Genomic DNA, 26,383 nt, shown 5'->3' with positions numbered 1-26,383 from the left:
GGACAACCGGACCAGGATACCCGGTCCGGAGGATCATGACCGGGCAGGTCGGAGCGGCCCGCCCGGGCGTGGCGACGGGGGCCCGGCGCCGGCGTCGACCGCCGGAACCGGACCCCCGTCCACGAGGCCGCAGGGCGTCCCGTCCGCATTCCTTGGGTGGGACCTGGGGAGGAACGACCACACCGATGAGGTTGGACCGGAGACGCCCCGCGGAGCTTTGTTGTGTTGTTATGAGACGGTACCGAGGTTTTCGTCACCCGTCGGGGTTTTCGAGATATTCGGTGCAGCGGCTGCAACTCCGGCCACCCGACCCGGGCACCGCCGTCCATCCATCCGGGTCAACGACCCGCCGGGCACCCGGTGACGCGCCCGGCCGGCGACACCCGCCGCCGCGACTCCCCGCCGCCGTCGCACCGAGCGTCAGGACGGCGACGTAGGCTCCCGGGCATGCGTATCGGAGCCCACGTCGATTCGGCCGACCCGCTGGCTGAGGCAGCCGCCCGCGGCGCCGACACCGTCCAGTTCTTCCTCTCCGACCCGCAGGGCTGGAAGGCCCCGAAGCCGCGGGAGGACGCGGACCGGCTGCGCGCCGCCGACGTCGACCTCTATGTCCACGCGCCGTACGTCATCAACGTCGCGACGCTCAACAACCGGATCCGCATCCCCAGCCGCAAGCTGCTGGTCGGGCACGCCGACGCGGCAGCGGCCATCGGCGCGAAGGGGCTGATCGTGCACGGCGGGCACGTCAACTCCGGCGCCGACCTGGCGGTCGGCTTCGACAACTGGCGCAAGACGTTCGCGTACGCGGCGGAGTCCGGCGGGTTCAAGTTGCCCGTCCTGATCGAGAACACCGCCGGCGGCGACAACGCCTGCGCGCGCCGGCTCGACGCGCTGGCCCGGCTCTGGGACGCCGTCGGGGAGCACGAGGTCGGCTTCTGCCTGGACACCTGCCACGCGCACGCCGGCGGGGAGGACCTGCTCGGCCTGGTCGACCGGGTCAAGGCGATCACCGGGCGGATCGACCTGGTGCACGCCAACAACTCCAAGGGAGCGTTCAACTCCGGCCAGGACCGGCACGACAACCTCGGTGGCGGCACCATCGACCCGGAGCTGGTGGTGGCGGTGATCCGCGCCGCCGGGGCGCCGGTGGTGGTGGAGACGCCCGGTGGCGCGGCGGGCCAGGGCGCGGACATCGACTTCCTGCGCGAGCAGCTGGGCGGGAGCTCCGCCGCATGACCACCGAGCAGTCCGCCGCAGACGCCGGCGGGCCCGCGCCGGAGGACGGCGAGCCCGGCCGGGCCGCGACGGACGCCGGCCCCGGCCAGGGCCCCACCGCCAACGGATCGGTCGCCGGCCCCAGCGCCACCGACCCGAGCGCCACCGACCCGAGCGCCACCGACCCCAGCGCCACCAGCCCCAGCGCCACCGGAGCCGACGCCGCCGGGTCCGCCGGCAGCGGGCCGGCCACCGGCTCCGGCACCGCCGCGACGCCGGCCGCCGGCTCCGCGCCTGCCAAGGCTTCGCCCGGGGGTACGCCCCGGACGGCCGAGCCGGACCGCTGGGAGTCGTTCGGCCCGGCCCCCGAGCGGCAGCTCACCCGGCTGGGGCGGGCCCGTCGCCGGGTCGGCCGGTTCCTGGCCCATGAGTGGACGCTGGCCGCGCTCGGCGCGCTCGGCCTGGCCGTCCTGCTGACCTGGCCCACTTTGCGATACCCGCGCTACACGCTGCCGCAGGACTACTGGGACCCGAGCCTGCAGTCGTGGCAGATGGCCTGGTCCGGGCACATCCTGCTGACCGACCCGGGGCGACTGTTCCAGTCCAACACGTTCTTCCCCGAGCCCTGGAGCTTCGCCTTCTCCGACATGCTGCTCGGCTACGCGCCGGCCGGCCTGATCGGCACCGGCCCCGAGGCCGCCGTGCTGCGCTACAACATCATCTTCGTGCTGGCCCACGCGCTGGCCACGTTCGGGGCGTACGCGCTGGTGCGTCAGCTGGGCGCCGGCCGGATCGGCGCGGCGGTGGCCGGGGTCAGCTTCACGTACGCGCCGTGGCTGCTGGCCCAGGCCGGTCACCTGCACATCGTCTCCAACGGCGGCATCCCGCTGGCGCTGGCCATGCTGGCCCGCGGGCACGGCTGGTCGCTGCGCCACGGTTACCGCCCCGACCGCCGCCGCCCCGGCTGGGTGTACGCGGGCTGGTTGGTGGCCGCGTGGCAGCTCAGCCTGGGCTTCGGCATCGGCCTGCCGTTCGCGTACGTGATGGCGGCCGTGGTGTTGGTGGCCGCGGTGCGGTGGCTGGTGCGCCGGCCGGCGTTCGGGGCCCGGCTGCTCGTCGCCGACGTGGTCGGCGGGGCGGTCTTCGCCGCGGTCGGCGCGCTGCTGTCCGTCCCGTACTTCAAGGTGGCCGAGCTGCACCCGAACGCGCAGCGCACCATCGGCGACATCGCCATCTACTCGCCCCCGGTGAACGGCCTGTTCACCGCGCCGGGCGAGTCGCGGATCTGGGGCGCCCTGCACGAGGGGGCCCGAGCGGCCCTGCCCTGGCCGCCGGAGATGACCCTGCTGCCCGGCTTCGTGCTGTACGCGCTGGCCGCGGGGGGCCTGTTCTTCTCGGTGTGGCGGCTGCGGCACCGGCTGCTGCTGCTGGCCGGGGTGCTGGTCGCCATGGCGCTGGCGATGGGCACCCGGTTCCTCGACGGCGCCTTCACCTACGTGCCGCTCTTCGACCACCTGCCCGGCTGGAACGGGCTGCGCACGCCGGGCCGGATGATGCTCTGGGCCACGCTGCTGCTCGGCCTGCTCGCGGCGGGCGCGGTCAGCGCGTTCGCCGAGCGGGTGGGCGAGATCGCCGCCGAGCGGCCCCCGTACCGGCCGGGGCCCCTGCTGCGGCTGGCCACCCTGCTGCCGCTGCTGCTGGTGGCCGTCGAGGGTTTGAACGCCACGCCGCATCCGGTGGTGCCCGAGCAGCCCACCGCGATGCGCACGGTGGACGGCCCGCTCCTGGTGCTGCCCAGCAGCCAGAACCTCGACCAGCCGGTGATGCTCTGGTCGACCACCCGGTTCCAGGACGTGGTCAACGGGGGCAGCGGTTTCACCCCGACCCAGCTCGACGAGGTCCGCCGGGTGACGCTGGCCTTCCCGGACCAGGTCAGCGTCGACTACCTGCGCGCCCTCGGGGTGCGCAACGTGGTGCTGCTGCGCGACCACCTGGCCGGCACCCCCTGGGAGCGGGTCGTGGACAACCCGGTCGACGGGTTGGGCGTCACCCGCTCCGAGGTCGGGTCGGCGGTGGTCTACCGGCTCTGACCCCCCGGTGGGTTTCAAATGGTGGCGACGGGGACCGGTTCCGGGGCCGGGTCGCGGTGGCGGTGGCGCCAACGGTGGTGCCAGGGTGCGTCGGCGGCGCCGTCCAGGACGCCGCCGTCCGGATCGTCGGCGTAGGTGCGCCGGACCGCGTCCCGCTCGGGGTGCAGGATCTCCTGGATCACCAGCACGCAGAGCAGCACCACCGTGCCCAGCCGCAAGGTGGCGGCCAGCACGAACACCCCCTCGGGGAAGACCGGGCGGTTGTTGGCCGTGCCGAGCAGTTCGCCGTAGAACGCGGCGAAGTAGCCGATCTCGGCGACCTGCCAGGCCAGGAAGGCGCCCCAGCGGGGCCGGGCCAGCACCACCAGCGGCAGCAGCCAGAGCACGAACTGCTGCGACCAGACCTTGCTGAAGATCAGGAACGCGGCCACCACCAGGAAGGCGAGCTGGGCCAGGCGGGGCCGGCGCGGGGCCAGCAGCGCCAGCGCGGCCACCCCGACGCAGGCCAGCCCGAACAGAAGGTACGAGACCCAGTTGAGGGTGGGGATGTTGTTGTTCAACCACTCGAACGGCCCCTGCTCGGCGGGGTTGCCGATCCGGCCGTCCAGGTAGCGGCCGACGTACCAGAGGGTGCCCCAGTCGATCGGCCGGGTGGTGTTCAGCTCGAAGAACCGGTTCCAGCTCTCCGGATAGCGGATCGCCACCGGCAGGTTCACCAGCACCACCGTCGCCACGGCCGCGGCGACGGACACCAGGGCGGCGGCGATCCGGCCGGCGCGGACGGCGAGCACCAGGATCGGCCCGAGGAGGAACAGCGGCCACATCTTGGCCGCGCCACCGAGCCCGAGCAGGATGCCGGCCAGGACGACCAACAACGCCCGGTGCCGGCTGGTTGCGGCGCGCGCCCAGGCCAGCAGCCCGAACGCGGCCAGCCCGATGGCGAGCAGGTCCCAGTTGACGGTTGCGGTGAGGAACAACGCGGGGGCCAGGGCGAAGAGCGCGGCGTCCCAGGGTCGTCGGCGGCGCAGGGCGAGGATGGTGGCCACGGTGGCCACCGCCAGCGCGCTGAGCACCAGGGCGTTGAGGTTGTAGAACCACTGCCCCTGGTTGATGCCCGGGTCGTTGACGCCGAGGGCGTGCACCGGCAGACCGAGCGCGCCCATGAAATAGCCGGTGAGCACCGGGTACTCGACCGGGTGGTCGGCGTAGGGCACCTTGCCCTCGTTCAGCCCCTCGGCGTAGTAGAGCGCCAGCACGTCGGTGTAGCACATCCGGGTGTACTGCACGTTGTTCTGCCAGGCGCCGTCCTGACAGGGCGACTTCTGCACCCAGTGCAGGGCGAGCGTCAGGCAGGCGAGCGCCAGCACGATCCGGGCGGCCGTCCAGAACCGTCCCTGGAGCTCCGTCGGCGTCGCGGCGTGGTCGCCGAGCGGGCCACCGATCAGCTCGGCCGCGCCGCGGACGAAACCGTCCGAGCGGGACGGGTGGTCGGTGCTGCCGGCCCCCTCCGGGGTGGGCGTCGACTGGGTGCTCATGGAGAGGCATCCTGCCGTACATCGGGGGTCCGCGTCCTGCCGGCGGCCCGACATTCCGGTACGCGAAAAGGCCGACGGCCGCCGGACGGGTGTGCCCGGCGGCCGTCGGCCCGGTGTCGTTCGGTCAGTACGGCGTGGACCGTGGTGGTGTGGTCGGCAGCAGGCCGCCGCCACCACCGCCGTTGCCGCCGCCGCCCGGCCCCCCAGGGCGCGGGAAATTGGGGAAGGGCTGCTGCTGCTGCTGGTCCTGCGGCTGCGGGTCCTGCGGGCAGAACGGGTTCAGCGGGTCGGGGCAGACCGGGCCGGTGGGCTTGGGTTCCGGCTTGACGCCGGTGCCCAGGGTGTCGTCGCCGATGCCCTGGACCTTCGGCAGCTCCGCCTTCTCCTTGCCGTCGAGCGCCGCGTTCATGTACTTCTTCCAGATCTTGGCCGGCAGGCCGTGGGAGCCACCACCGGTGACCCGGGCACCGCCCTTATCGAAGATCTTCGGCTTGTCGGGGTCGCGGCTGCCGACCCAGACGGCGGTGGCGACCTGCGGGGTGTAGCCGATCATCCAGGCGTGGGCGTTGTCCTTGGTGCCGTTCCACTCCCAGGTGCCGGTCTTGGCCGCGGCCTCGCGTCCGTTCTCCAACTTGGCGTCGTTCGGCCCGGGGATCTGCTTGAGCACGCCGGTCACCTCGTCGACCACGTCGGGTCGCAGCCGGCCCTGGGGGTCGAGCTTCTCGCCGGCGTCCCGCACGTTCTGCCACTTGCCGGTGTTGCGGTCCATGCGCTGGATCGTTTTCACGAAGTGCGCCTTGTTGTACTGGCCACGGGCCGCGAGGGTGGCCACGCCGTTGGCGTGTTCGAGGACGGTGATCGGGTACTTGCCGAACGCGGTCCAGCCGTCGAACCCGGCCCGGACCGCCTCCTCCGGCTTCGTCTTGAGCAGGTTGTACATCTTGCCGTCCGTGTTCCACATGGTGGTGACGCCGGCCCGGCGGGCCATGTCGACCACCTTGTCGAAGCCGATCTTTTCCGCCACGTGGTAGAAGGGCACGTTGTACGACTTGATCGTCGACTGCTCCAGGGTGCAGGACTTGCCGCACACGCCGGCGCCGCGACCGGCGTTGCCGATCTCGTTCTTGCCGTCCGGCTTGAACGGGGTGGCGTCCCAGTACGACTTCACCGAGATGTTCTCGTTGATCGCGGCGGCCAGGGTGTAGATCTTGAACGACGAGCCCGGCGGGTGGCCGCCGGTCAGGTCGCCGTACTTGTCGGTGTTCAGGCCGGCGTAGTCGAAGCCCGCGCCGCTGTCACCGCCGTAGTAGGCCAGCACCCGCCCGGTGCTCGGGTCGATCGAGACCAGCGCCGCCATCAGGTTCTTGGGCTGGTCGTTGAGGATCGAACCCTTCTGGGCCGGCCGCGCCGCCTCCTCGGCGTACTTCTGCAGCTTGGGGTCGAGGGTGGTGGTGATCCGGTAACCGCCGTCGCGCAGCTCGTCGACGCAGCTCGGCTTGCCCTCCGCGCCCGAGTTGGAGCAGATGCCCCACTGCTCCATCTCCTTGCGGACGTAGTTGATCACGTTGCCGCGCGGGGTCTTGACACCGAACGAGGTGGAGCCGGCCTTGTCCGGCGGCAGCACCTTCGGGTACTTGGTCGGCCGGACCGGCTTGCCCGAGGCGTTCAGCCACCCCTCGGTCTCCATGTTGTTAAGGACGTACGTCCACCGCTGCTGGGCGTCCGGCAGGTTGACGGCCGGGTCGTAGCCCTTGTGGGTGGTGCTCTTCACCGGCTGCTTGATCAGTGCGGCGAGGACCGCGGCCTGGGCCACGTTGAGCTTCTTGGCCGGCACGCCGAAGTAGGTCTGCGCCGCCGCCTCGATGCCGTACGCGCCGCGCCCGAAGTAGATCACATTGAGGTAGTGCTCCATGATCTCGGACTTGGTGTACTGGTCGTTCAGCTTGGAGGCGAGGATCGCCTCCTTGACCTTCCGGGCGTACGTGTCGTCCTTGAGGCTGTCGTACGCGTTGCGGGCGTACTGCTGGGTGATCGTCGAGGCGCCCTGCTTGTCGCCGCCGGTGAAGTTGTTCCACGCGGCCCGGGCGATGCCCTTGTAGTCGACTCCGTCGTGCCGGTAGAAGTTCCGGTCCTCGGCGGCGGCGACCGCGTCCTGCACCCACTGCGGAATCTGGTCGATCTTGACGAGTTGCCGGTTCTGGTTGCCCAGCTTGGCCGCCACGGTCTTGCCGTCGCTCATGTAGACGGTGGTGGAGAGCGGCATCGGCAGGGCCTTGGGCAGCACCACGGTGGTCGAGTAGTAGGTGAACCCGACGACGCCGATGCCGGCCAGCATGATGAAGACCGCGAAGCTGGCGATCAGCAGGTTGATCCGGCGGCGCTTCTTCGCCCGCGCCACCGCGTCCGGGTCGCGGTCGCCACGGCCGCGCCGGCCCGGGCCGCCGAAGTCCCCGGGCCCGCCGGGACCGCCCGGCGGGGGGGCCGATGCCCGGGCGACGCCGGCCCGACCGGCGACGGAGGCGGCGCCGACACTGGCCGCGCCGACACTGGCCCGGCCGGCCGAGCCGACCCCGACCGCGGCGCGACCACCCGCCGGGGAGACCGGCACGGAAGCCCGCCCGCCGCCGGGGGCCGGAGAGATCGGCACGGAGGCCCGCCCGCCCGGGGCCGGCGAGACGGGCACGGTGGCACGGCCGGAGCCGCCGGTGGGCGCCGGCACGGAGGCCCGACCCGAGCCGGACCGACCGGGGGCGGCGCCGTGGGCCGGCACCGAGGCCGAGTCACCGACCGAGGCGCGCGCCCCGACCGAGGCCCGACCGCCGGACCCGGCGGAACCGGACCAGCCGTTCCCCGGGTCGCCGCCCGGAACCTGGGCCCGCCCACGCTGGGAACTGGGATCGCCGTACGAACTCATTCCTCACACCCTGCCGGTCGCGGTGGGACGCAGGTGCGCCGCCACCGGTTTGCCGTGAGTTGAGACACCACAGGCGTGGGCCGACCCGGGCCACACCGAAGGCATCCAATCTGAACTATTCGGACCAATCAGGCCCTGGACCCGTCGATCTCTCCACCAGACGTGCACGGTACCGGGATCGATCGGATCAGCGGTGGTCACCGTCGTGCCTCTCGCCTCCGTGCCGGGGTGGCGTCCTCCGGCCCGTCCTCCACGCCGCCGGCCAGGCCGTCCCGGCCGAGCAGGAACTGCTCGACGAGATGGTTCCAGTCACAGCCGGGGCACACCTCCACCACGAAGACCTGGAACTCACGCAGCGTCATCGCGAGCACCGGCAGCTCGACCCGGCTGCGGGCCTGGCCGGCGGACTGCTTGAGCTCGTCCCCGTAAATGTAATGGACGTGGATGAGGTTCTCGCTGCGGCAGATCGGGCAGCGGTGCTCGGTCGGCTCGCCGTGGAACCGAGCGGCGTTCTTCAGGTACGGCGAGGCGTCACAGACGTCGTACGTGCCGATCCGGCCGGCGAGGAGTTCACGCAGCACTGCCCGCTTCTGGAGCGAGTAGTCGACCACCTGGCGCTGCGTACGCATGCGGAGAAGGGTACGCCGTCGGCGACCGCGAGGCGACCACCGTCACGATGCGTGACCCAGGCGTCTCGGAACCGGGGTTTGCCCCGATCGTGGAGGAGGCACTAACGTGCGATGTATCGGTTCGATACATCGCGGCGGTTACCGCTCCGCGCCGGGGGTAAGGAAGGGATGGTCCGTGCTCGAGCTCGCCATCCTCGGCCTCCTGCAGGAGTCTCCGATGCACGGCTATGAGTTGCGCAAGGAGCTGACCGCCAAACTCGGCGCGATCCGGGCGGCGATCAGCTACGGCTCGCTCTACCCGACCCTGCGCCGGCTGCAGGCGGCGGGATGGATCACCGAAGCCGCCGAGACACCCGCGAACGCCGAGGAGGTTCCCGCGCTGACCAGCCGACGAGGTCGGGTGGTCTACAAGATCACTGCGGAGGGCAAGGAACGCTTCGCCCAGCTCATCGCGCAGGCCGGTCCCGAGACGTACGACGACACGGGCTTCGGCGTGCACTTCGCGTTCTTTTCCCGTACGGACCGGGCGACCCGCCTGCGCATCCTGGAGGGCCGCCGCCGCACGATCGAGGAGCGTCGCGAAGGGCTACGCGACGTGCTGGGCCGGGCGGCCGAGCGCCTCGACGCGTACACCCTGGAACTGCAACGTCACGGGCTGGACGCCTGTGAGCGTGAGGTTCGCTGGCTGGAGGAGCTCATCGCCAACGAGCGCTCCGGCCGGGCCCCGGCCGCCCCACAACCCGGGACGACCGACGGCCGACGAGACAACAACAGCCCGCCCCCGCCTGGAGAGTCCAGGAAAGAGCGGCCGTGATGAAGAAGAAGGAGGCAGACGCTATGGGCTCCGTCCGCGTCGCCATCGTCGGTGTGGGTAACTGCGCCTCGTCCCTCGTGCAGGGCGTGGAGTACTACCGGAACGCCGACCCGAACGACCGCGTCCCGGGTCTCATGCACGTCACCTTCGGCGACTACCACGTCTCGGACGTGACGTTCGTCGCGGCGTTCGACGTGGACGCCAAGAAGGTGGGCATGGACCTCGCCGAGGCGATCGTGGCCAGCGAGAACAACACCATCAAGCTCTGCGACGTGCCGCCGACCGGCGTCACCGTGCAGCGCGGCCCGACCTTCGACGGTCTCGGGCAGTACTACCGCGAGATCATCGAGGAGTCCGGCGCCGAGCCGGTCGACGTGGCCCAGGCGCTGCGCGACGCGCAGGTCGACGTGGTCGTCTCCTACCTGCCGGTGGGCTCCGAGCAGGCCGACAAGTTCTACGCCCAGGCCGCGATCGACGCCGGTTGCGCGTTCGTGAACGCCCTGCCGGTCTTCATCGCCTCCGACCCGGAGTGGGCGCAGAAGTTCACCGACGCGGGCCTGCCGATCGTCGGCGACGACATCAAGAGCCAGGTCGGCGCCACCATCGTGCACCGCGCCCTGGCGAAGCTCTTCGAGGACCGCGGGGTCGAGCTGCTGCGCACGTACCAGCTCAACTTCGGCGGCAACATGGACTTCATGAACATGCTGGAGCGCAACCGCCTGATCTCCAAGAAGATCTCGAAGACCCAGTCGGTGACCTCCCAGATCCCGCACGAGATGAGCAAGAGCGACGTGCACATCGGCCCGTCGGACCACGTGCCGTGGCTCGACGACCGCAAGTGGGCGTACATCCGCCTGGAGGGCCGCTCCTTCGGCGACACCCCGCTCAACGCCGAGCTCAAGCTTGAGGTGTGGGACTCGCCGAATTCGGCCGGTGTCATCATCGACGCCGTCCGGGCCGCGAAGATCGCGCTGGACCGCAAGATCGGTGGCCCGATCCTCTCCGCCTCCTCGTACTTCATGAAGTCCCCGCCGGTGCAGTACGCCGACCACGACGCGCACGCCGCCGTCGAGGGCTTCATCGCCGGCGAGGTCGAGCGCTGACGCGTTGACGCTTGACGGCAGGAGCGGGCTGCCGCCCGCGCCAAGCACCGCCGAGGGCCGGGTCCGCGAGGGACCCGGCCCTCGTCGTTCGTTCAGGCCAATTTCAGGTACGGCGAGAGCCGCAGCGGTTCGGCCGAGGCCGGCCCGGCGCGGTCACGACCAGGCGCGGCGCAGCGCGACCGCCGCCTCCAGCTCCAGCAGGGTCACCTTGCGCGGCAGCCCGCCGCCGAAGCCGACCAGCTTCCCGCCCGCGCCGACGATCCGGTGGCACGGCACGATCACCGGCACCGGGTTGCGGTTGCAGGCCACCCCCACCGCCCGGGCCGCACCGGGGTCACCCACCGCCCGCGCCACCTCGCCGTAGGTGAGCGTCTCCCCGTACGGGATGCGGGTCATCTCCCACCACACCGCCCGCTCGAACTCGGAACCCCGCCGCGCCGCCACCGGCACCGTGAACTCCATCAGCTCACCGGTGAAGTACGCCCGCAGCTCCGCCACCGCCCGCGCCGCCAAGGCGTCGCCGGGCTCCTCGGCCGCCGAGTCCACCCGGCCGAAGTGCGCCCCGCACACCGCTTCGGCGTCGGTGGCCACGGAGAACTCCCCGATAGGTGAGTCGAGCACGGTCCAGCGCATCCGGCCATTCTGCCCCGCCGGCACGACATCGAGGATTTTCCGCCGGCCAGGCAAGATTTCCCCGGCGCCGCGCGTCTGACAGTACGGAGGTGGACGGTGGCAGAGGTAGTCGACGGGGAGTTCACCGCGTTCGTCCACGAGCGGGGAGAAACGCTGCTGCGCATCGCGTACGCGCTGGCCGGCAGCCAGCACGGCGCCGAGGACCTGTTGCAGAACGCGCTCGCGAAGGCGTACGCCCGGTGGCCTCGGATCAGGGGCGACGCCGAGCCGTACGTGAAGCGGATCCTCTACCACGACCAGGTATCCCGCTGGCGGCGCCGGTCGCACCGCGCCGAGGTGTCGGTGGCCGTGCTGCCCGAACGGGCGGCGGAGCGGGATCTCGGTCAGGACAGCGACCTGCGGCTGCTGCTGCGCGACGCGCTGCGCCAGCTGCCGCCCCGGCAGCGCGCCGTGCTGATCCTGCGCTACCTGGAGGACCTGAGCGTCGAGGAGACCGCCGCGGCGCTGGGCTGCCGGCCCGGCACGGTGGCCAGCCAGACGTCCCGGGCCCTGGCCAAGCTGCGGGAGCTGGTTCCCGCACTCGACGAGCTGACGACGTTTCAGGAGGTGCCGCGATGAGCGCAAAAACCGAGGAGGCGCTGCGCGCCGCCGTACGCGACCTCGCGGACGAGGCCCGGAGCGCACCGGAACTCGCCGGCCGGGCCCTGCGGCGGGGCCGGAGCCTGCGCCGCCGACGCCGGGTGATCGCCGCCGGGGCCGCCCTCGCGGCGGCGGCCGTCCTCGCCGGGCCGTTCGTCTGGCTGCGGCCCGACCCGCCGGCGGGCCCGGCCCGGTGGGCGGCACCCCCGGGCACGGCGACGCCCTCGCCCACCGGCCCGGCGGCGGCTCCGCCACCGGCACCGGACTGGACGCGCAGCCCGCTGGCGCTGCCCGGTGGCTGGGTCCTCACCGGCGCCAGCTCCACCGGCACGCCGGCCGAGCTGGGCTACGCGCTGGACCGCTCGCGCGGCCGCTACGTCACCAGCCGGTACGAGGAGACCTGGGCGGCCCCGCGCGGCGGGGTGGCGGCGGTGGTCGACTACGAGCGGCGGGGCGAGTTGGGGCTGCTCGATCTGGGCACCGGGAAGGTCCGCTGGGTCACGGTCGGCTCGTTCATCATGACCCCGCACTGGTCGCCGGACGGCCGCCGGCTGGCGCTGACCCTGATGAGCAAGGACAGCGGCGCGTTCTCGCTCGGGGTGCTGACCGTCGGCACCGCCGAGTACCGCGCGTTCCCCGTCGACGGCGAGCGCTACCTCTGCACCGATCAGTGCTTCTTCACCTGGAGCCGGGACGGGAAGGAGGTGGCCCTCCAGCAGACCGACCCGGGCGCCGCCTTGTCGGAGTCCCAGCCGCACCCCCGGCGCGGGGTGCAGTTCTTCGCGCCGGACGACGGGCGCCCCACCCGCTTCCTGCCGGTCAAGGGCGACCCGGACGGCCCCTGGTCGTGGTCACCGGACGGCCGGTCGGTGGTGGTGAAGGGACCGGACGGCCCACGGCTGACCGAGGTGGCGACCGGCCGGACGATCGGACCGGCCCCGGCCACCGACGCCGCGTGGGTGGCCGACGACCGGTTGCTCTACCGGGACCGGCGGGCGAACGAGATGGTGCTGGTCGACCTCGACGGGCGGGAACTCACCCGGCAGGCCCTGCCCCCGGCGCTCGGTGCCGACACCACCCTGGCGGTGGCGCCCCGCTGACCGTCCGGGCGGCGGACGACCCTGCACGACGTCGATGCGGCCCGCCCCAGACCCGTCAGAGCAGGCTCACCCCGAGCAGCAGGGCACCCGCGCTCAGGCTCGCCCCGCCGGCGACCGTGAGCCAGATCAGCTTGTTCGGCTTCGTGTCGCTCGGGCGGACCACCGACAGGAAGAAGCCGAGCGGCATCAGGATCGGCGCGGCCACGAACAGCGTCCGGACCAGGGTCCGGCCGCCGTCCGACAGGTCGGCCGCGTCGACGTACGGGAGCACGGCCAGCGCGAGGAGCACCAGCACCCCGGCGTGCGCGTGTCCGGCGGTCCAGAGCCCGCGCCGGACGGGATTGTCCAGGTAGCCGGCCTTGCGCCGGGCGAGATGGGTGAGCAGGGTCAGTCCGCCGTACGCGATGGTCACGACGGTGATCAGCAGGATGCCCGCGGTGAAGCGGGTCGACTCGGACATGGCGCCTCCATCTAGTCATTGTAAAGATGAGCCGTCGGCGACATCTTGTCAATAGCTAGATTGGCCGATCATCGGGTTGCGCCAGGTGGCTAAGGTGCAGTGCGTGGCCACCGGTACGCAGGCGTTTCTTCTCATCGGCGGGGCGGGGATCGCCGTCCTGGCCCTCGCGCTGCTCGGCAACGGCCTGTTCCACCTCGGTCAGCCCGACGTCGACGGGCCGGTGACGCTGGAGGCGGTGGCCGGTTTCGTCGGGGCGTTCGGCTTCGGCGCGGCGATCGTCAACGAGCTGCTCGGCGGTCGTACGCCGGGGATGATCGCGGCGGCCGTGGCCGGCGGCGCGGTCGCCGCCGTGCCCACCGCCTGGCTGGCGGCCCGGCTCAGCCGGGCCGCGCGGCACATGCGCACCGACCCCACCCCCACCCGCGACCACCTGGTCGGGGCGATCGGGCTGGTCGTCACCCCGATCACCGCCGGCGGCTACGGCGAGGTCCGGGTACGCCTCGCCGGCCAGCCGGTCAAGCTCAACGCCCGCGCCGACGGGCCGATCCCGGTCGGCGCCCGGATCTTCGTGGTCGAAGCGCTCAGCGAGACCAGCGTGCACGTCGAAACCTACTGAACCCCCAGCACAGATCGGGAATGCCCATGCCCCTGCTCCTCGCCGTCGGCGGCGCGGTCCTCCTCGCCCTCCTGCTCGTCCTCTTCGTGCTCTCCCGGATCAAGGTGGCCGGCCCGAACGAGGCATTCATCGTCACCGGCCGCAAGGGCCGGACCACCCAGACCGCCGACGGCGGGCGGCTGACCGACATGTCCGGCCAGAAGGTCGTGCTCGGCGCGTCGGTCTTCGTCCTGCCCGTGGTGCAGAAGCTCCAGTCGCTCGACCTGTCCAGCCGGCGGATCGACGTCAGCATCCGGGGCGCGGTGAGCAAGCAGGGCATCCGTACCGAGCTGCACGGCGTCGCCATCGTCAAGGTCGGCGGCACCGAGGACGCGATACGGGCCTCGGCGCAGCGGTTCCTGCACCAGCAGGACGAGATCGACAACTTCACCCGGGAGGTGCTGGCCGGCGCGCTGCGCTCGATCGTCGGCCGGCTCACCGTCGAGGAGATCATCCGGGACCGGGCGGCCTTCGCCAGCGCGGTGGCCGAGGAGGCCGAGCACTCGATGACCAACCAGGGCCTGGTGCTGGACACCTTCCAGCTCCAGGACATCCTGGCCGAGGGGTCGTACCTGCAGGACCTGGGCCGGCCGGAGGCCGCCCGGGTGCTCAAGGACGCCGCCATCGCCGAGGCCCGGGCCCGCCAGCAGGCCGAGCAGGAGCGGCTGCTCGCCGAGGAGGCGATCGCCGAGGCCAACCGGAACCTGGCCCTCAAGCAGGCCGGCATCCAGGCCGAGATCGACGCCGCCAAGGCGAGGTCCGCCGCGGCCGGCCCGCTCGCCCAGGCCGAGCGGGACCAGGCGATCCTCACCGAGCAGCAGAAGGTGGCCGAGCGCAACGCCGAGCTGAAGCAGCGCCAGCTCGACACCGAGGTGCGCAAGCCGGCCGACGCGGCCCGCTACAAGGTCGAGCAGGAGGCCGAGGCGTCCCGCAACGCGGCCGTGCTCAACGCGGACGCGCAGCGGCAGGCCACCATCGCCGCCGCCCAGGCCGCAGCCGAGCAGTCCCGGCTCACCGGTGAGGGCGAGCGGGCCCGGCGGGCCGCGCTGGCCGAGGCGAACGCGATCGAGGGCGCCAAGGAGGGTGAGGCCGAGCAGCGCCGGCGCTCCGCCATCGCCGAGGCGATCGAGCGGGAGGGCCAGGCCGAGGCCGCGGCCATCCTGGCCAAGGGTCAGGCGGAGGCCGACGCGATGTCCCGCAAGGCCGAGGCGTTCGCCGCGTACGGCGAGGCTGCCGTGCTGGACCTGCTGGTCAAGGTGCTGCCGCAGGTGGTCGAGGCGGCCAGCGCGCCGATCGGCGCGATCGACAAGATGACCGTGATCTCCACCGACGGGGCGTCGTCGCTGACCAAGTCGGTGGCCGGGAACGTGGCGCAGGGCCTTCAGCTCGGCAGCGACCTGACCGGCATCGACCTGCCCGGGCTGCTCACCCGGCTGGGCGCCCAGCGCAACGGCACCGTCGTCGACGGCTGAGGTGTTAGGAGGGGCCCCCGCTCAACGCATTCTGTTGTCGAGGGGGCCCCGCTTAACACCCCGAGCCGGGGAACCCGGCGCACGGCGGCGCGGGGCGGATCGGGGCGGGGCGGTGGGGCGGTCAGGTGGTGATGCCTTCGGCGCGGGCCCAGCGCAGCAGCTCGGCCTCGGCCTCGTCCCGGTCCAGCGGGCCGCGCTCCAGGCGCAGCTCCTTCAGGTGCTTCCAGGCCCGGCCGACCACCGGCCCCGGCGGTACGCCGAGCAGTTCCATGATCGCGTTACCGTCCAGGTCGGGGCGGACCCGGGCCAGGTCCTCCTCGGCCGCGATCCGGTCGATCCGCTCCTCCAGCGCGTCGTAGTCGGCCGCCAGCTGGGCCGCCTTGCGCCGGTTGCGGGTGGTGCAGTCGGACCTGGTCAGCTTGTGCAGCCGGGTCAGCAGCTCACCGGCGTCGGTGACGTACCGGCGGACGGCCGAGTCGGTCCACTCGCCACGGCCGTACCCGTAGAAGCGCAGGTGCAGACCGACCAGCTTGGTCACCTGGGCGGTCACGTCCTTCGGGTAGCGCATGGCCTTCATCCGGGCCTTGGTGAGCCGGGCGCCGACCACCTCGTGGTGGTGGAAGCTGACCCGGCCGTCCGGCCCGACCGACTTGGTGGCCGGCTTGCCCGCGTCGTGCATCAGCGCGGCCATCCGGAGGACGAAGTCGCAGCCGTCGGACTCCATCGACATCGCGTTGCCGACCACGGTCAGCGTGTGCTCGTAGACGTCCTTGTGCTGGGCGTGCTCGTCGATGGTCAGCTTCAACCCGGTCAGCTCGGGCAGGAACCGCTCGGCCAGGCCGGTGTCGACCAGCAGCCGCAGCCCGGTGATCGGGTCGGCCCCGCAGAGCAGCTTGGTGAACTCGTCGCGGATCCGCTCGGCGGTGATCCGGTCCAGGTCGGTGGCCATCGCGGTCATCGCCGCCCGGACCTCCGGCGCGACGGTGAAGCGCAGCTGGGCGGCGAACCGCGCCGCCCGCAGCATCCGCAGCGGGTCGTCGCCGAACGACTCCCGCGGCGTGCCGGGGGTACGGATCACCTTCGCGGCGAGGTCGTCCAACCCGCCGTACGGGTCGGTGAAGCGGTGCTCGGGCAGGCTGACCGCCATCGCGTTGACGGTGAAGTCCCGGCGCCGCAGGTCCTCGGTGAGGCTGGTCCCGTACTCGACGATCGGGTTCCGGCTGACCTGGTCGTACGCCTCGGCGCGGAAGGTGGTGATCTCCAGCAGCAGGCCGTCGCGCTGGCAGCCGATGGTGCCGAACTCCCGGCCGGTCTCCCAGATCGCCTCGGCCCAGCCGTTGACGATCCGCAGCGTCTCGTCCGGGTGGGCGTCGGTGCAGAAGTCGAGGTCGTTGCCGAGCCGGCCGAGCAGGGCGTCCCGCACCGAACCGCCCACCAGGTGCAGTTCGTGCCCGGCCCTGGCGAACCGGCGTCCCAGCTCGTCGGCGACCGGGGAGACGCGGAGCAGTTCGGCGACGGCGTTGCGCTGCGCGGCGCTGAGTTCGCGGCGGTCGGCGGCGTGGGATGCGGAGGCTTCGGACATGGGATCGCCAGCCTATCGGGCCGGGGCAGGAACTGATCCGCCGGGCGCGGGTATGAAGCGGGCGTTGACTAAGGTCGTGGCGTGCGGGCCGGTGCCCGGCTCCGACGTACCCCTTGGAGGCTGGAGATGAGCGGCGGGCTCTACCGCAGCGCGAACGCCACGCCGCCCGGCGCGATCCCGCCCACGGACGAGGCGACCTTCATCTCGGCCGAGCCGCTGAACCAGCCGGCGGTGGAGGCGACCGCACCGCCGCCGGAGCAGGTTGCCGAGGGCAGCGCCGCCGCGAACAGCGCGGTGATGGCCGCCGGCAGCCTGGTCAGCCGGGGTACGGGGTTCATCCGCAACCTGATGATCGGCGCGGCGCTCGGCGGCGCCCTGGTCGGCGACGCGTACACCACGGCCCAGTTCCTGCCCAGCCAGGTGTACGAGTTCCTGCTCGGCGGGGTGCTCACCAGCGTGCTGATCCCGGTGCTGGTCCGGCGGCGTCGCTCCGACCCGGACCGGGGCGACGCGTACGCCCAGCGGCTGCTCACCCTGGCGGTGCTCACCCTGGGCGTGGCCGCGGTGCTCGCGGTGGCGCTGGCGCCGGTCATCACCCTGCTGTACGCGGGCGGCAAGGGCGCGGACTACGTCGGGCTGGTCAACAGCCTGTCCCGGCTGATGCTGCCGATGCTGTTCTTCACCGGCGTCAGCGCGCTGATCGCCGCGGTGTTGAACACCCGGGGTCACTTCGCCGCGCCGATGTGGGCCCCGATCCTGAACAACCTGGTGGTCATCGGCACCTGCGCGATCTACATCGCCACCTTCGGCACGGACCTGCTCCGGCCGGAGGAGATGGGGATGGCCCGGATCCTGGTGATCGGCGGCGGCACCCTGCTCGGCGTGGCGGTGCAGGCCGCGGGCCTGCTGCCGGCGCTGCGCAAGGTCGGCTTCCGGTGGAAGTGGCGGTTCGACTTCCGCGAGCTGGGGCTGCGCGAGCTGGCCAAGCTGGGCGGCTGGATGTTCTGCTACGTCGCGGCCAACCAGGTCGGCCTCTTCGTGATCGTCAACCTGCTCACCCGGGCGGCCGGCGAGGACAAGGCCGGCATCATGATCTACAACAACGTCTTCCTGTTGGTGATGATGGCGCACGGCATCGTCGCGGTCTCGATCATCACCGCGCTGATGCCCCGGATGAGCGCGGCGGCGGCGGACGGCCGGTTCGCCGACATCACCGCCGACCTGTCGCGGGGCATCCGGACGGTCACGGCGGTGCTCGCCCCGATCGCGATCTGCTACGCGGTGCTCGCCGGCCCGATCTCGGTGATGGTCTTCCGGTACGGCGCGTTCAACAGCCGCAGCGCCCTGCTCACCGCGACGGTGCTGCTGGTGGGCGCCCTCGGCCTGGTCCCGTTCGCGATCAGCCAGCTCTTCACCTTCGGCTTCTACGCGCTCCAGGACACCCGCACCCCGGCGCTGGTGATCGTGGGGGTGGTCGCCCTGCGGACCCTGCTCCAGTTCGTCTTCTACCTGGTCTTCCCGGCCAGCTTCGCGGCGGCCGGGATGATGCTGGGCAACGCCATCTCGTACGTGGTGGCGGTGGTCGCCTCGGCGATGCTGATCCGGCGGCGGGTCGGCCGGATCGGGCTGGGCCGGATCGCCCGGACCCTCGGCAAGGTGGCGGCCGCCGCGCTCGGCGCGACCCTGGTCGGGCTGCTGGTGGTCGCCCTGCTCCCGGGCGACGCGAGCGCCCTGAGCCGGGGGCACGCGTTCGGGCAGCTGCTGATCGGCGGCGCGGCGATCGGCCTGACCTATCTCGGGCTGGCCGCGCTCCTGCGGATCGGCGAGATCACGGAGGTGATCGGGATGGTGCGGCGACGGCTGGCCCGCTGAGCCCGTCCGCCACGCACCGTGACCAGCGATCACCAGGCTGGGGACGAGCCTGTGGATAACCCAGCGATTCGCGGGTCACCCACCGGTTCAGCCTGTGGACAACCAGCCGGAAGGATGAGTGACGAGGGGCCGATCCGGGGAACCCGGGGAGGCGGTGGCCCGGCCGCCACACCGGGAACCCCTGCTTCGACTACTTGCGGTCAACCTCTAGATTGGCTAGTACATGTGCCAGCAACGTGGCCGACAACGGTCACAACCGGACGCATCCACCGAGCCTTGGCACCCGCCGGGGACGGCGGGAAGATGACATGTCGAGGGCACAGGCAACCCGGGTAAGGTCGCTCTCGACGGGTACGGCAGGCGACGACGATCCGCGTCGACTCCGGCCGGGCCGGTTCCATCGCAGGCGGAGCGGGAAGCCACAATGCCCAGCAGCGCGGGTCCATCGATCGACACGATCACCGAGGGAGGACGGGTGACCCAGGTCGGCGAGGGTCAGGAGGCGGACGAGAGCGCTCCGCCAGTCATGACCTTCGGTGCTCCCACGGCCGGTGAGATCCTCGCCGAGCGGTACGAACTCGTCGAGCACATCAACAACGACAGCGCGGGCCGGCTGGTCTGGCGCGGGGTCGACGTCGTGCTCCGGCGGCCCGTCGCGGTGGTCATGCGCTACCCGGGCGGCGACTCCGCCACGGAGATGCTCCAGGCCGCCGTGGCGGCCAGCCGCGTCATCCACCCCAACCTGGTCGGCGTCTACGACGCGATCGACGAGGACGAGCGGGCTTACGTGGTCCGCGAGTGGGTGGACGGCCAGTCGCTGCGCGAGCTGGTCGGCGCCGACGGGCCGCTGGACCCGGCCCGGGCCACCGCCGTCGGCAACGCCGTGGCCAGCGCCCTCGCCGCCGTGCACGCCACCGGGATGGTGCACGGCAACCTGCACCCCGGCACCGTGATGATCAGTGACGAGGGCCGGGTGGTGCTGGCCGACGCGCGTACCGACGGCGCGGACAGCCAGGAGACCGACGTCCGGGCGGTCGGCGGGATCCTCTACTTCGCGCTCACCGGGCACTGGCCGCACGCCGAGGCGCCGCTGCACGGCGCGACCGCCGGGCACGGCCGGGCCGCCATCCCCGACGCGGTGCGGGACGCCGGCGGTGCCATCGCGGCGCCCCGGCAGGTCCGGGCCGGCGTGCCGGCGTACCTCGACGACCTGACCATGGACCTGCTCGACGCGCAGATCGCGCCGCCCGGCTCGGACGTGCTCGCCGCCGAGCTGGCCCGCCTCGACATCCCGGCCGACGACCACTTCCTGGAGAGCGCCGGCACGCTGCGCTTCACCGCCGGCCCCGACGACGACCCGTCGCCGTTGGCCGCCGCGGGTGGCCGCAAGGTCGCCATCGGCATCGCCGGCCTGCTCGCGGTGGCCCTGGTCGGTCTCCTGATCGGCATCAGCGCCCTGGGCGGTGGCGACGACAAGAAGGGCGGCACCGAGCCGGTGGCCCAGCCGTCCGCCAGCCAGCCGGCGGTCGAGGACACCACCCCGGCCACCGCGGCGGTCCGCAAGCTCGACATCAGCGACGTCAAGATCGTCGACCCGATCGGCAGCCGGGACGCGCTCCGGGGCGCCGACAAGGTGGTCGACGGGGACGAAAACGCCGGCTGGGAGACCCAGACCTTCTACAACAACCCCAAGTTCGGCAAGCTGAAGGAGGGCATGGGGGTCTGGATCGACCTGGGTGCCCCGCGCACCGTGAAGTCGGTGCAGGCGGTGCTCTCCGCCAGCGGCGCCTCCGCACAGATGTACGCCGGCACCGCGAACTTCCCGGACACCAAGTCGGGCGACGGCCAGCTCGTCGGCAGCTACCAGCCGGTCGGGGACGCCCTGGAGCAGTACGACGGCACCAGGATGACCTTCAGCAACGGCTTCAACGCCGACCAGAAATACCAGTACCTCATGCTCTGGATCACCGAGCTGCCGCAGAAGGAGGACGGCAGCGGCTACAAGCTCGGCGTCCAGGAGATCACGGTTCAGGGGTCGTGAGCCGGCCGCCGCGCCCCAGGCACCGCTTCCGCCGGACGTGGTGATGACCGATCGCGGTACGCAGCCGGCCGGTGGCGCCCGGCGCGTCGAGGCCGAGCTTCCGGGCGTCAGCGACCTCGAACTGATCCACGCCCACGTGGCCGGTGACCGGGACGCGTTCACCGAGCTCTTCCATCGGCACCGTGACCGGCTGTGGGCGGTCGCCCTGCGTACCGTGGGCGACCGCGAGGAGGCCGCGGACGCCCTGCAGGACGCGCTGCTCTCGGCGCACCGCGCCGCCGGCCGGTTCCGGGGTGACTCGGCGGTGACCACCTGGCTGCACCGGATCGTGGTGAACGCCTGCCTGGACCGGATCCGTCGCCGCCAGGCGCACCCCACCGTCCCGCTGCCGGACGGCAACCACGGCGACTCCGATCGGCCGGTCGGCCCGGAACCGGCCGCCCCGGTGCGGGACCACGACACCGCCCTGGTGGTCCGCCAGGCGCTGGCCGCGCTGCCCGTCGAGCAGCGGGCGGCGCTGGTCCTGGTCGACGTGCAGGGCTATCCGGTGGCCGAGGTGGCCCGGATCCTCGGCGTGGCCGAGGGCACGGTGAAGAGCCGCTGCGCCCGGGGCCGGGCCCGGCTCGCGGCGCTCCTCGGTCACCTGCGTACCGGCGCCGACGAACCGGTCGCCGCCGGGCGGCCGGACGTGCCGGGCGTCACCCCGGGGAACCCGCGGCCCGCGCCGGGCGTCGGATCGAGGTCGGGGCGTTCCCGACGGGAGACCGACGAGGAGAAGACGTGACCGCCCGGGGCTTCCGCGAGGTCGACCACGACCTGCTCGCCGACTACGTCGGCGGGGCGCTGGAGGGTACGCCGGAGCAGGACAACGTCGCCCGCCTCGTCGAGCGGGACCAGGCGTGGGCCACGGCGTACGCCGAGCTGACCGCCGCCCTGTCCCGGGTCCACGACGACCTGGCCCGGTGGGCCGGGCCCGAGCCCGCCATGCCGCTGGCCGTGACCGAGCGGATCGCCGCCGCGCTGGCCGGTGCCGGCCCGCTCGGCGCCGCCGGTGAGACGGGCGAACGCGATGCGGCCGGCGAACCCGAGGGGCCGGTCGGGACCGATCGGAGCGTCCTGCCCGCCCCCCGGACCGGCGGCACCCGGGCGGCCGGCCGGCCGAGTACCGGTGACGACCGGCCGGTCCGGCGCTCCCGGCCCGGCTCCGACGAGCGGGGTGGTTCCCGCCCGCCCGCCGGCCCCGGCCGGCGGAGCCGGCGCTGGACCCGGCTCGCCGGGCCGGCGGCGCTCGCCGCCGCCGTCATGGTGGCCGCCGGCCTCGGCCTCAACCAGCTGGCCCGCCCGTACTCGGCGAGCGACAGCAGCGGTGTCGCCGCCGAAGCGCCCGCCCACGAGTCCCAGCCCTCCATGGTCGCCCCGCTGGGTGCGGCGGTACCGCCGACGACGGCCAGCGGCACCGACTGGAATCCCGCCACCCTGGCCGGTGGGATGGTCGCGGATAGTGCCCGGACGTCGAAGGGGCCGCTGCCCGGCCCGGGCAGGGAGGCGGACAAGCGGCTGGCCGGGCCGGTGGGGCTGGACCGGCTCACCGATCCGGGCGCGCTCCAGTCCTGCCTGACCGAGATCACCACCGAGCACGGCACCGGCACGCTGACGATCATGGTGGTCGACTACGCCACCTTCCAGGGGCAACCGGCGCTGGTCGTCGACTTCGTGGACAGCACGGGCGCCCGATGGGCCTGGGTGAGCGGCCCGGAGTGCGGGGTGCCCGGTTCCGGCGCGGACACCCGCTACCGGTCCCGGGTAGGGTGAGATCGCCGCCGGGCGTCCGCTTTCGCACGTGACGTGACCCACCGGACGACCGGCGCGGGAATCCCCGCTTCGTACGATGACGTTCTGCAAGTCAGGTCGCCGACGACGTGGGCCGTCGGCACTCGAACCGGCATCGCCCCGGGCGCCACGCCCGCCGGGACGGATGACGAACACACACATCGGGAGACGGCAGTGGACGAGGTCCGCAACCTGATCATCATCGGCTCCGGGCCGGCCGGTTACACGGCGGCGGTCTATGCCGCGCGCGCCAACCTCAAGCCGCTCGTCATCGAGGGCGCGCAGTCCGGTGGCGCCCTGATGACCACCACCGAGGTGGAGAACTTCCCCGGCTTCGCCGACGGCATCCTCGGGCCCGAACTGATGGACAACATGCGCAAGCAGGCCGAGCGCTTCGGGGCCGAGTTCCTCACCGACGACGTGACCCGGGTCGACCTGAAGGACACCGGTGAGGTCGGTTCGGACGCGGTGAGCACGGTGTGGGTCGGTGAAACCGCGTACCGGGCGAAGGCCGTGATCCTCGCCACCGGTTCGGCCTGGCGCCCGCTGGGCGTGCCGGGCGAGCAGGAATACCTGGGCCACGGCGTTTCTTCCTGCGCGACCTGCGACGGCTTCTTCTTCCGCAACCAGCACATCGTGGTGGTCGGTGGCGGCGACTCCGCGATGGAGGAGGCGAGCTTCCTCACCCGGTTCGCCGAGTCGGTCACCATTCTCCACCGGCGCGACAGCTTCCGGGCCAGCAAGATCATGGCCGACCGGGCGCTGGGCAACGACAAGATCAAGGTCGAGTGGAACACCGTGGTCGAGGAGATCCTCGGCGACGACGGCAAGGTCAGCGGCGTACGGGTCCGCAACGTGCACACCGGCGAGAGCAAGGTGCTCGACGTCACCGGGGTCTTCGTGGCCATCGGCCACGACCCGCGCAGCGAACTCTTCCGCGACCAGGTGGAACTGGACGACGAGGGGTACGTGAAGGTGACGGCGCCCAGCACCCGCACCAGCATCCCCGGCGTGTTCGCCGCCGGCGACCTGGTCGACCACACCTACCGGCAGGCGATCACCGCGGCCGGTACGGGCTGTGCGGCAGCCCTGGACGCCGAGCGTTTCATCGCCACCCTGGCCTGACCGGGTCCCCGCCCCCCGGCGGGCACCGAGCAACGTTGCTCCGCCCCGGCGGCGGAGCGCACGACAGGAACGAAAACCCCCGGAGGAGGGTCATAGTGGGAGCAACAAAGGTCGTCACCGACGCGAGCTTCGCCGCCGACGTGCTGAAGTCCGACCGGCCGGTGCTGGTCGACTTCTGGGCGGAGTGGTGCGGCCCGTGCCGCAAGGTGTCGCCGCTGCTGGAGGAGATCGCGGGCGAGATGGGTGACCAGGTCACCATCGTCAAGCTCAACATCGACGAGAACCCGGAGACCGCCCGGACCTACCGGGTGATGTCCGTGCCGACCCTCACCGTGTTCAAGAACGGCGAGCCGGTGCAGTCCATCGCCGGCGCCAAGCCCAAGGGCGAGCTGGTCAAGCTGATCCAGTCCGCGCTCTGACCGATCACCGGCACGCCGGAACCCCGCGCCCCTCGGCGGACGCGGGGTTCCGTCTTTTCCGGGCTGACCTGCGCGGACCCGGCACCACCGGCGTCCGGCAGCGCTTAGCCTCAAGCGGGGCGACCGGGGTACCCGTCCATCGGCGCACCCGTGCTGCGAAGGGGGTCGAACGTGCGTCCGATCCGACCCGGTGACCGGGGACCGGCGGTGACGGAGATCCGCGCCGTGCTGACCGGCCTGGACCTGCTCACCCCGGCCGACGGCGGTGACAGCGACGAGTTCGACCCGCCCACCGAACGCGCCGTTCGCGCGTTCCAGCAGTCCCGCGGCCTGAGCGTGGACGGCCGGGTCGGTGCGGAGACCTGGCGGGCGCTGGACCAGGCCCGCTGGCGGCTGGGTGCCCGGACGCTGTACCACGCGGTGCCCGAGCCGCTCACCGGCGAGGACGTCCGGACACTCCAGGAACGCCTGCTGGAGATGGGGTACGACGTGGGCCGCGCGGACGCCGTCTACGGCGTGCAGACCTCCCGGGCGGTGGCCCAGTTCCAGCGTGAGGTCGGGCTGAAACCGGACGGGGCGTGCGGGCCGTACACCATGGGGGCGTTGCGGCGGCTCGGCCGCAAGGTGGTCGGCGGCCGGCCGCAGTGGTTGCGGGAGTCCGACGCGATCCGCCAGTCCGGTCCGAACCTGGTCGGCCGCACCGTCGTGATCGACCCCGGCCACGGCGGCACCGACCCGGGCCAGGTGGTGCCGGACGGCCCGCTGCGCTGGACCGAGGCCGACCTGGCGCACGACCTGGCCAGCCGGCTGGAGGGGCGGCTGGCCGCCTCCGGGGTACGGGTGCAGCTCACCCGCGGGCCGGCGCCCCGGACCTGCCTGCCGGACGCCGACCGGGCGGAGCTGGCCAACTCGCTCGGCGCCGACGTGTTCATCTCGCTGCACACCGACGGGCACGCCAACCCGGCCGCCGAGGGCGTGGCGACCTACCACTACGGAACGGACAACGGGGTCACCTCGGCGACCGGTGAACGGCTCGCCGGGCTGGTGCAGCGGGAGATCGTCGCCCGGACCGGGCTGCGGGACTGCCGCACCCACGCCAAGACCTGGGACCTGCTCCGGCTCACCCGGATGCCCGCGGTACGCGTCGAGGTCGGCTACCTCACCTCGGCCGCCGACCGGGCCCGCCTGGTCGACCCGCGGTTCCGCGACCGGGTGGCGGAGGCGATCGTCGCCGCCGTGCAGCGCATGTACCTGCCCGTCGAGCGGGACGTGCCGACCGGCTCGCTCGACGTCAGCGAGCTGCGCGCGGTGGTCACCGCCGGCACCGTGGTCGACTGAACTGCCGCCGTCCCGCGCCGGTGGGCCGTGGAGTGCCCGCCGGTCAGCGGCCGGCGGAACGGGTGGCCGGGGCGGGACGGACCGGGCGGAGCAGGGTCTCCGGGCTCATCGAGCCGAGCAGCTTCTCCAACGCGTACTCGACGTCGGACTTCCAGGACAGCGCGGTGCGCAGCTCCAGGCGCAGACGGGGATAGCGGGGGTGCGGGCGGACCGTCTTGAAGCCCACCGACAGGAAGTAGTCGGCCGGGGCGACGCAGCCGCTCACCAGCTCGTCCACGTCACCGAACTTCGCGTCGCCGAACGCCTCGATCGCCTTGATGCCGCGTTTGGTGAGGTCGCGGGCGACCCCCTGGACCAGCATCCGGCCCAGGCCGCCACCGGCGAACGCGGGGATCACGTGGGCGGTCATCAGCAGCGCCGCGTCGGCGGAGACGGGCGAGGTGGGGAAGGCCATCGAGCGGGGGACGTAGGCCGGTGGGGCGTACATGACGAAACCGGCCGGCATCCCGTCGACGTACGCGAGCTTGCCGCAGGAGCCCCACTCCAGCAGGGTCTGGGAGACCCAGGCCTCCTTCTCCAGGCCGGGGTCGCCGGCCGCGCAGGCCCGCTCGGCGGAAACCGGATCAAGTTCCCAGAAGACGCACTCCCGGCATGGACGAGGCAGGTCCTCCAAGGTGTCCAGGGTCAGACTGACCAGACGTCGCGACATTGGCGCATCCCCACACTTAGGCTCAGAGGTGAAACCACCGCGGTACGACGCCGCCGCCTTCCTGCCCCCGACGAGCGATCGTACGCCGCCACTCGACCGTACGGGAGAGGACGCGCGAACGCCCGCCGTCGGTGCCCCACCGGGGTCCGGGATGTGGACCTCCACCGCGTGGTGGAGTCGCTGGTGGGCGGGGCGAACTAGGATCGAC

At 72.5% G+C, this 26,383-nt stretch carries 22 protein-coding genes; 15 read left to right on the top strand and 7 right to left on the bottom strand.

The features are described 5' to 3' along the window. The first annotated feature begins 447 nt into the window (after window positions 1-447). A complete protein-coding gene (locus AB0H57_RS06900; RefSeq protein ID WP_357503493.1) occupies window positions 448-1,236 on the top strand; it encodes a deoxyribonuclease IV in 789 nt (262 codons plus the stop codon). Next, window positions 1,233-3,305 carry a hypothetical protein gene (locus AB0H57_RS06895; RefSeq protein ID WP_357503491.1) on the top strand — a complete coding sequence of 691 codons (2,073 nt, stop codon included), beginning with the start codon at window positions 1,233-1,235 and terminating at the stop codon, window positions 3,303-3,305. The genes AB0H57_RS06900 and AB0H57_RS06895 overlap by 4 nt, the downstream gene beginning before the upstream one ends. A gap of 14 nt (window positions 3,306-3,319) precedes the next feature. Here AB0H57_RS06895 and AB0H57_RS06890 read toward each other — a convergent pair whose 3' ends face one another. The 3 genes from AB0H57_RS06890 to AB0H57_RS06880 all read right to left on the bottom strand — a co-directional run bounded on the left by AB0H57_RS06890 (window position 3,320) and on the right by AB0H57_RS06880 (window position 8,383). Next, window positions 3,320-4,840 carry a glycosyltransferase 87 family protein gene (locus AB0H57_RS06890; RefSeq protein ID WP_357503489.1) on the bottom strand — a complete coding sequence of 507 codons (1,521 nt, stop codon included), beginning with the start codon at window positions 4,838-4,840 and terminating at the stop codon, window positions 3,320-3,322. Window positions 4,841-4,964: 124 nt separating this feature from the next. Continuing rightward, window positions 4,965-7,754, bottom strand: coding sequence for a transglycosylase domain-containing protein (locus tag AB0H57_RS06885; protein WP_357503487.1), 2,790 nt, complete (start codon window positions 7,752-7,754; stop codon window positions 4,965-4,967). Window positions 7,755-7,951: 197 nt separating this feature from the next. Next, a complete protein-coding gene (locus tag AB0H57_RS06880; protein ID WP_357503485.1) occupies window positions 7,952-8,383 on the bottom strand; it encodes a DUF5318 domain-containing protein in 432 nt (143 codons plus the stop codon). 175 nt (window positions 8,384-8,558) lie between these two features. Here AB0H57_RS06880 and AB0H57_RS06875 point away from each other — a divergent pair, with 175 nt between their 5' ends. Continuing rightward, a complete protein-coding gene (locus tag AB0H57_RS06875; protein WP_357503483.1) occupies window positions 8,559-9,197 on the top strand; it encodes a PadR family transcriptional regulator in 639 nt (212 codons plus the stop codon). 23 nt (window positions 9,198-9,220) lie between these two features. Then, window positions 9,221-10,300 carry an inositol-3-phosphate synthase gene (locus tag AB0H57_RS06870; protein ID WP_357503481.1) on the top strand — a complete coding sequence of 360 codons (1,080 nt, stop codon included), beginning with the start codon at window positions 9,221-9,223 and terminating at the stop codon, window positions 10,298-10,300. 153 nt (window positions 10,301-10,453) lie between these two features. On the opposite strand, the gene AB0H57_RS06865 is transcribed toward AB0H57_RS06870, so the two are convergent. Then, complete coding sequence (locus tag AB0H57_RS06865) at window positions 10,454-10,933, bottom strand: methylated-DNA--[protein]-cysteine S-methyltransferase (protein WP_357503479.1); 480 nt, start codon at window positions 10,931-10,933, stop codon at window positions 10,454-10,456. Between the two features lie 96 nt (window positions 10,934-11,029). Here AB0H57_RS06865 and AB0H57_RS06860 point away from each other — a divergent pair, with 96 nt between their 5' ends. Next, the gene (locus AB0H57_RS06860) at window positions 11,030-11,551 is read left to right on the top strand and encodes a SigE family RNA polymerase sigma factor (protein WP_357503478.1); all 522 of its coding nucleotides are present in this window, start codon (window positions 11,030-11,032) and stop codon (window positions 11,549-11,551) included. Continuing rightward, window positions 11,548-12,672, top strand: coding sequence for a hypothetical protein (locus AB0H57_RS06855; protein ID WP_357503476.1), 1,125 nt, complete (start codon window positions 11,548-11,550; stop codon window positions 12,670-12,672). The genes AB0H57_RS06860 and AB0H57_RS06855 overlap by 4 nt, the downstream gene beginning before the upstream one ends. A gap of 55 nt (window positions 12,673-12,727) precedes the next feature. Here AB0H57_RS06855 and AB0H57_RS06850 read toward each other — a convergent pair whose 3' ends face one another. Then, window positions 12,728-13,132: a hypothetical protein gene (locus AB0H57_RS06850; RefSeq protein WP_357503474.1), complete on the bottom strand. Its 405-nt coding sequence runs from the start codon at window positions 13,130-13,132 to the stop codon at window positions 12,728-12,730. 94 nt (window positions 13,133-13,226) lie between these two features. Between AB0H57_RS06850 and AB0H57_RS06845 the strand changes: the two genes are divergently transcribed. Continuing rightward, window positions 13,227-13,748, top strand: coding sequence for an NfeD family protein (locus AB0H57_RS06845; RefSeq protein WP_357503716.1), 522 nt, complete (start codon window positions 13,227-13,229; stop codon window positions 13,746-13,748). A gap of 26 nt (window positions 13,749-13,774) precedes the next feature. Next, a complete protein-coding gene (locus AB0H57_RS06840) occupies window positions 13,775-15,259 on the top strand; it encodes an SPFH domain-containing protein (RefSeq protein ID WP_357503714.1) in 1,485 nt (494 codons plus the stop codon). A 121-nt stretch (window positions 15,260-15,380) separates the two neighbouring features. Here the strand turns inward: AB0H57_RS06840 and AB0H57_RS06835 are convergent, their stop codons facing one another. After that, entirely contained in the window at window positions 15,381-16,841 is a 1,461-nt protein-coding gene (locus AB0H57_RS06835) for a CCA tRNA nucleotidyltransferase (RefSeq protein WP_357503472.1), read from the bottom strand. A gap of 126 nt (window positions 16,842-16,967) precedes the next feature. On the opposite strand from AB0H57_RS06835, the gene murJ reads away from it, so the two are divergent. The 7 genes from murJ (at window position 16,968) to AB0H57_RS06800 (ending at window position 25,466) form a co-directional block, all read left to right on the top strand. Then, window positions 16,968-18,713: a murein biosynthesis integral membrane protein MurJ gene (gene murJ / locus AB0H57_RS06830; protein ID WP_357503470.1), complete on the top strand. Its 1,746-nt coding sequence runs from the start codon at window positions 16,968-16,970 to the stop codon at window positions 18,711-18,713. 424 nt (window positions 18,714-19,137) lie between these two features. Next, window positions 19,138-20,754, top strand: coding sequence for a protein kinase family protein (locus AB0H57_RS06825; protein WP_357503468.1), 1,617 nt, complete (start codon window positions 19,138-19,140; stop codon window positions 20,752-20,754). Between the two features lie 43 nt (window positions 20,755-20,797). Then, the gene (sigM, locus tag AB0H57_RS06820) at window positions 20,798-21,538 is read left to right on the top strand and encodes an RNA polymerase sigma factor SigM (RefSeq protein ID WP_357503466.1); all 741 of its coding nucleotides are present in this window, start codon (window positions 20,798-20,800) and stop codon (window positions 21,536-21,538) included. Then, complete coding sequence (locus AB0H57_RS06815; RefSeq protein WP_357503464.1) at window positions 21,535-22,566, top strand: hypothetical protein; 1,032 nt, start codon at window positions 21,535-21,537, stop codon at window positions 22,564-22,566. Before sigM ends, AB0H57_RS06815 begins: the two co-directional genes overlap by 4 nt. A gap of 192 nt (window positions 22,567-22,758) precedes the next feature. Further along, window positions 22,759-23,709 carry a thioredoxin-disulfide reductase gene (gene trxB, locus AB0H57_RS06810; RefSeq protein ID WP_357503462.1) on the top strand — a complete coding sequence of 317 codons (951 nt, stop codon included), beginning with the start codon at window positions 22,759-22,761 and terminating at the stop codon, window positions 23,707-23,709. A 95-nt stretch (window positions 23,710-23,804) separates the two neighbouring features. Next, entirely contained in the window at window positions 23,805-24,128 is a 324-nt protein-coding gene (trxA, locus tag AB0H57_RS06805) for a thioredoxin (RefSeq protein WP_357503460.1), read from the top strand. A gap of 171 nt (window positions 24,129-24,299) precedes the next feature. Beyond that, on the top strand, window positions 24,300-25,466 hold the full coding sequence (locus AB0H57_RS06800; RefSeq protein WP_357503458.1) for an N-acetylmuramoyl-L-alanine amidase: 1,167 nt from the start codon (window positions 24,300-24,302) through the stop codon (window positions 25,464-25,466). A gap of 43 nt (window positions 25,467-25,509) precedes the next feature. On the opposite strand, the gene AB0H57_RS06795 is transcribed toward AB0H57_RS06800, so the two are convergent. Then, window positions 25,510-26,175: a GNAT family N-acetyltransferase gene (locus AB0H57_RS06795; RefSeq protein ID WP_357503456.1), complete on the bottom strand. Its 666-nt coding sequence runs from the start codon at window positions 26,173-26,175 to the stop codon at window positions 25,510-25,512. Window positions 26,176-26,383: the final 208 nt, after the last annotated feature.

Origin of the sequence: Micromonospora sp. NPDC050686 (assembly GCF_040654475.1) — a bacterium.
Classification (GTDB): Bacteria; Actinomycetota; Actinomycetes; order Mycobacteriales; family Micromonosporaceae; genus Micromonospora.
This window is presented reverse-complemented; position numbering and strand designations above follow the sequence as displayed.

What these genes read in the sequence shown, in the direction of transcription:
- AB0H57_RS06835 (WP_357503472.1), bottom strand. Translation starts at nt 16,841, where the DNA reads ATGTCCGAAGCCTCCGCATCCCACGCCGCCGACCGCCGCGAACTCAGC.
- AB0H57_RS06890 (WP_357503489.1), bottom strand. Translation starts at nt 4,840, where the DNA reads ATGAGCACCCAGTCGACGCCCACCCCGGAGGGGGCCGGCAGCACCGAC.
- AB0H57_RS06825 (WP_357503468.1), top strand. Translation starts at nt 19,138, where the DNA reads ATGCCCAGCAGCGCGGGTCCATCGATCGACACGATCACCGAGGGAGGA.
- AB0H57_RS06870 (WP_357503481.1), top strand. Translation starts at nt 9,221, where the DNA reads ATGGGCTCCGTCCGCGTCGCCATCGTCGGTGTGGGTAACTGCGCCTCG.
- AB0H57_RS06880 (WP_357503485.1), bottom strand. Translation starts at nt 8,383, where the DNA reads ATGCGTACGCAGCGCCAGGTGGTCGACTACTCGCTCCAGAAGCGGGCA.
- sigM (WP_357503466.1), top strand. Translation starts at nt 20,798, where the DNA reads ATGACCGATCGCGGTACGCAGCCGGCCGGTGGCGCCCGGCGCGTCGAG.
- AB0H57_RS06840 (WP_357503714.1), top strand. Translation starts at nt 13,775, where the DNA reads ATGCCCCTGCTCCTCGCCGTCGGCGGCGCGGTCCTCCTCGCCCTCCTG.
- murJ (WP_357503470.1), top strand. Translation starts at nt 16,968, where the DNA reads ATGAGCGGCGGGCTCTACCGCAGCGCGAACGCCACGCCGCCCGGCGCG.
- AB0H57_RS06900 (WP_357503493.1), top strand. Translation starts at nt 448, where the DNA reads ATGCGTATCGGAGCCCACGTCGATTCGGCCGACCCGCTGGCTGAGGCA.
- AB0H57_RS06855 (WP_357503476.1), top strand. Translation starts at nt 11,548, where the DNA reads ATGAGCGCAAAAACCGAGGAGGCGCTGCGCGCCGCCGTACGCGACCTC.
- AB0H57_RS06850 (WP_357503474.1), bottom strand. Translation starts at nt 13,132, where the DNA reads ATGTCCGAGTCGACCCGCTTCACCGCGGGCATCCTGCTGATCACCGTC.
- AB0H57_RS06865 (WP_357503479.1), bottom strand. Translation starts at nt 10,933, where the DNA reads ATGCGCTGGACCGTGCTCGACTCACCTATCGGGGAGTTCTCCGTGGCC.
- AB0H57_RS06895 (WP_357503491.1), top strand. Translation starts at nt 1,233, where the DNA reads ATGACCACCGAGCAGTCCGCCGCAGACGCCGGCGGGCCCGCGCCGGAG.
- AB0H57_RS06795 (WP_357503456.1), bottom strand. Translation starts at nt 26,175, where the DNA reads ATGTCGCGACGTCTGGTCAGTCTGACCCTGGACACCTTGGAGGACCTG.
- AB0H57_RS06885 (WP_357503487.1), bottom strand. Translation starts at nt 7,754, where the DNA reads ATGAGTTCGTACGGCGATCCCAGTTCCCAGCGTGGGCGGGCCCAGGTT.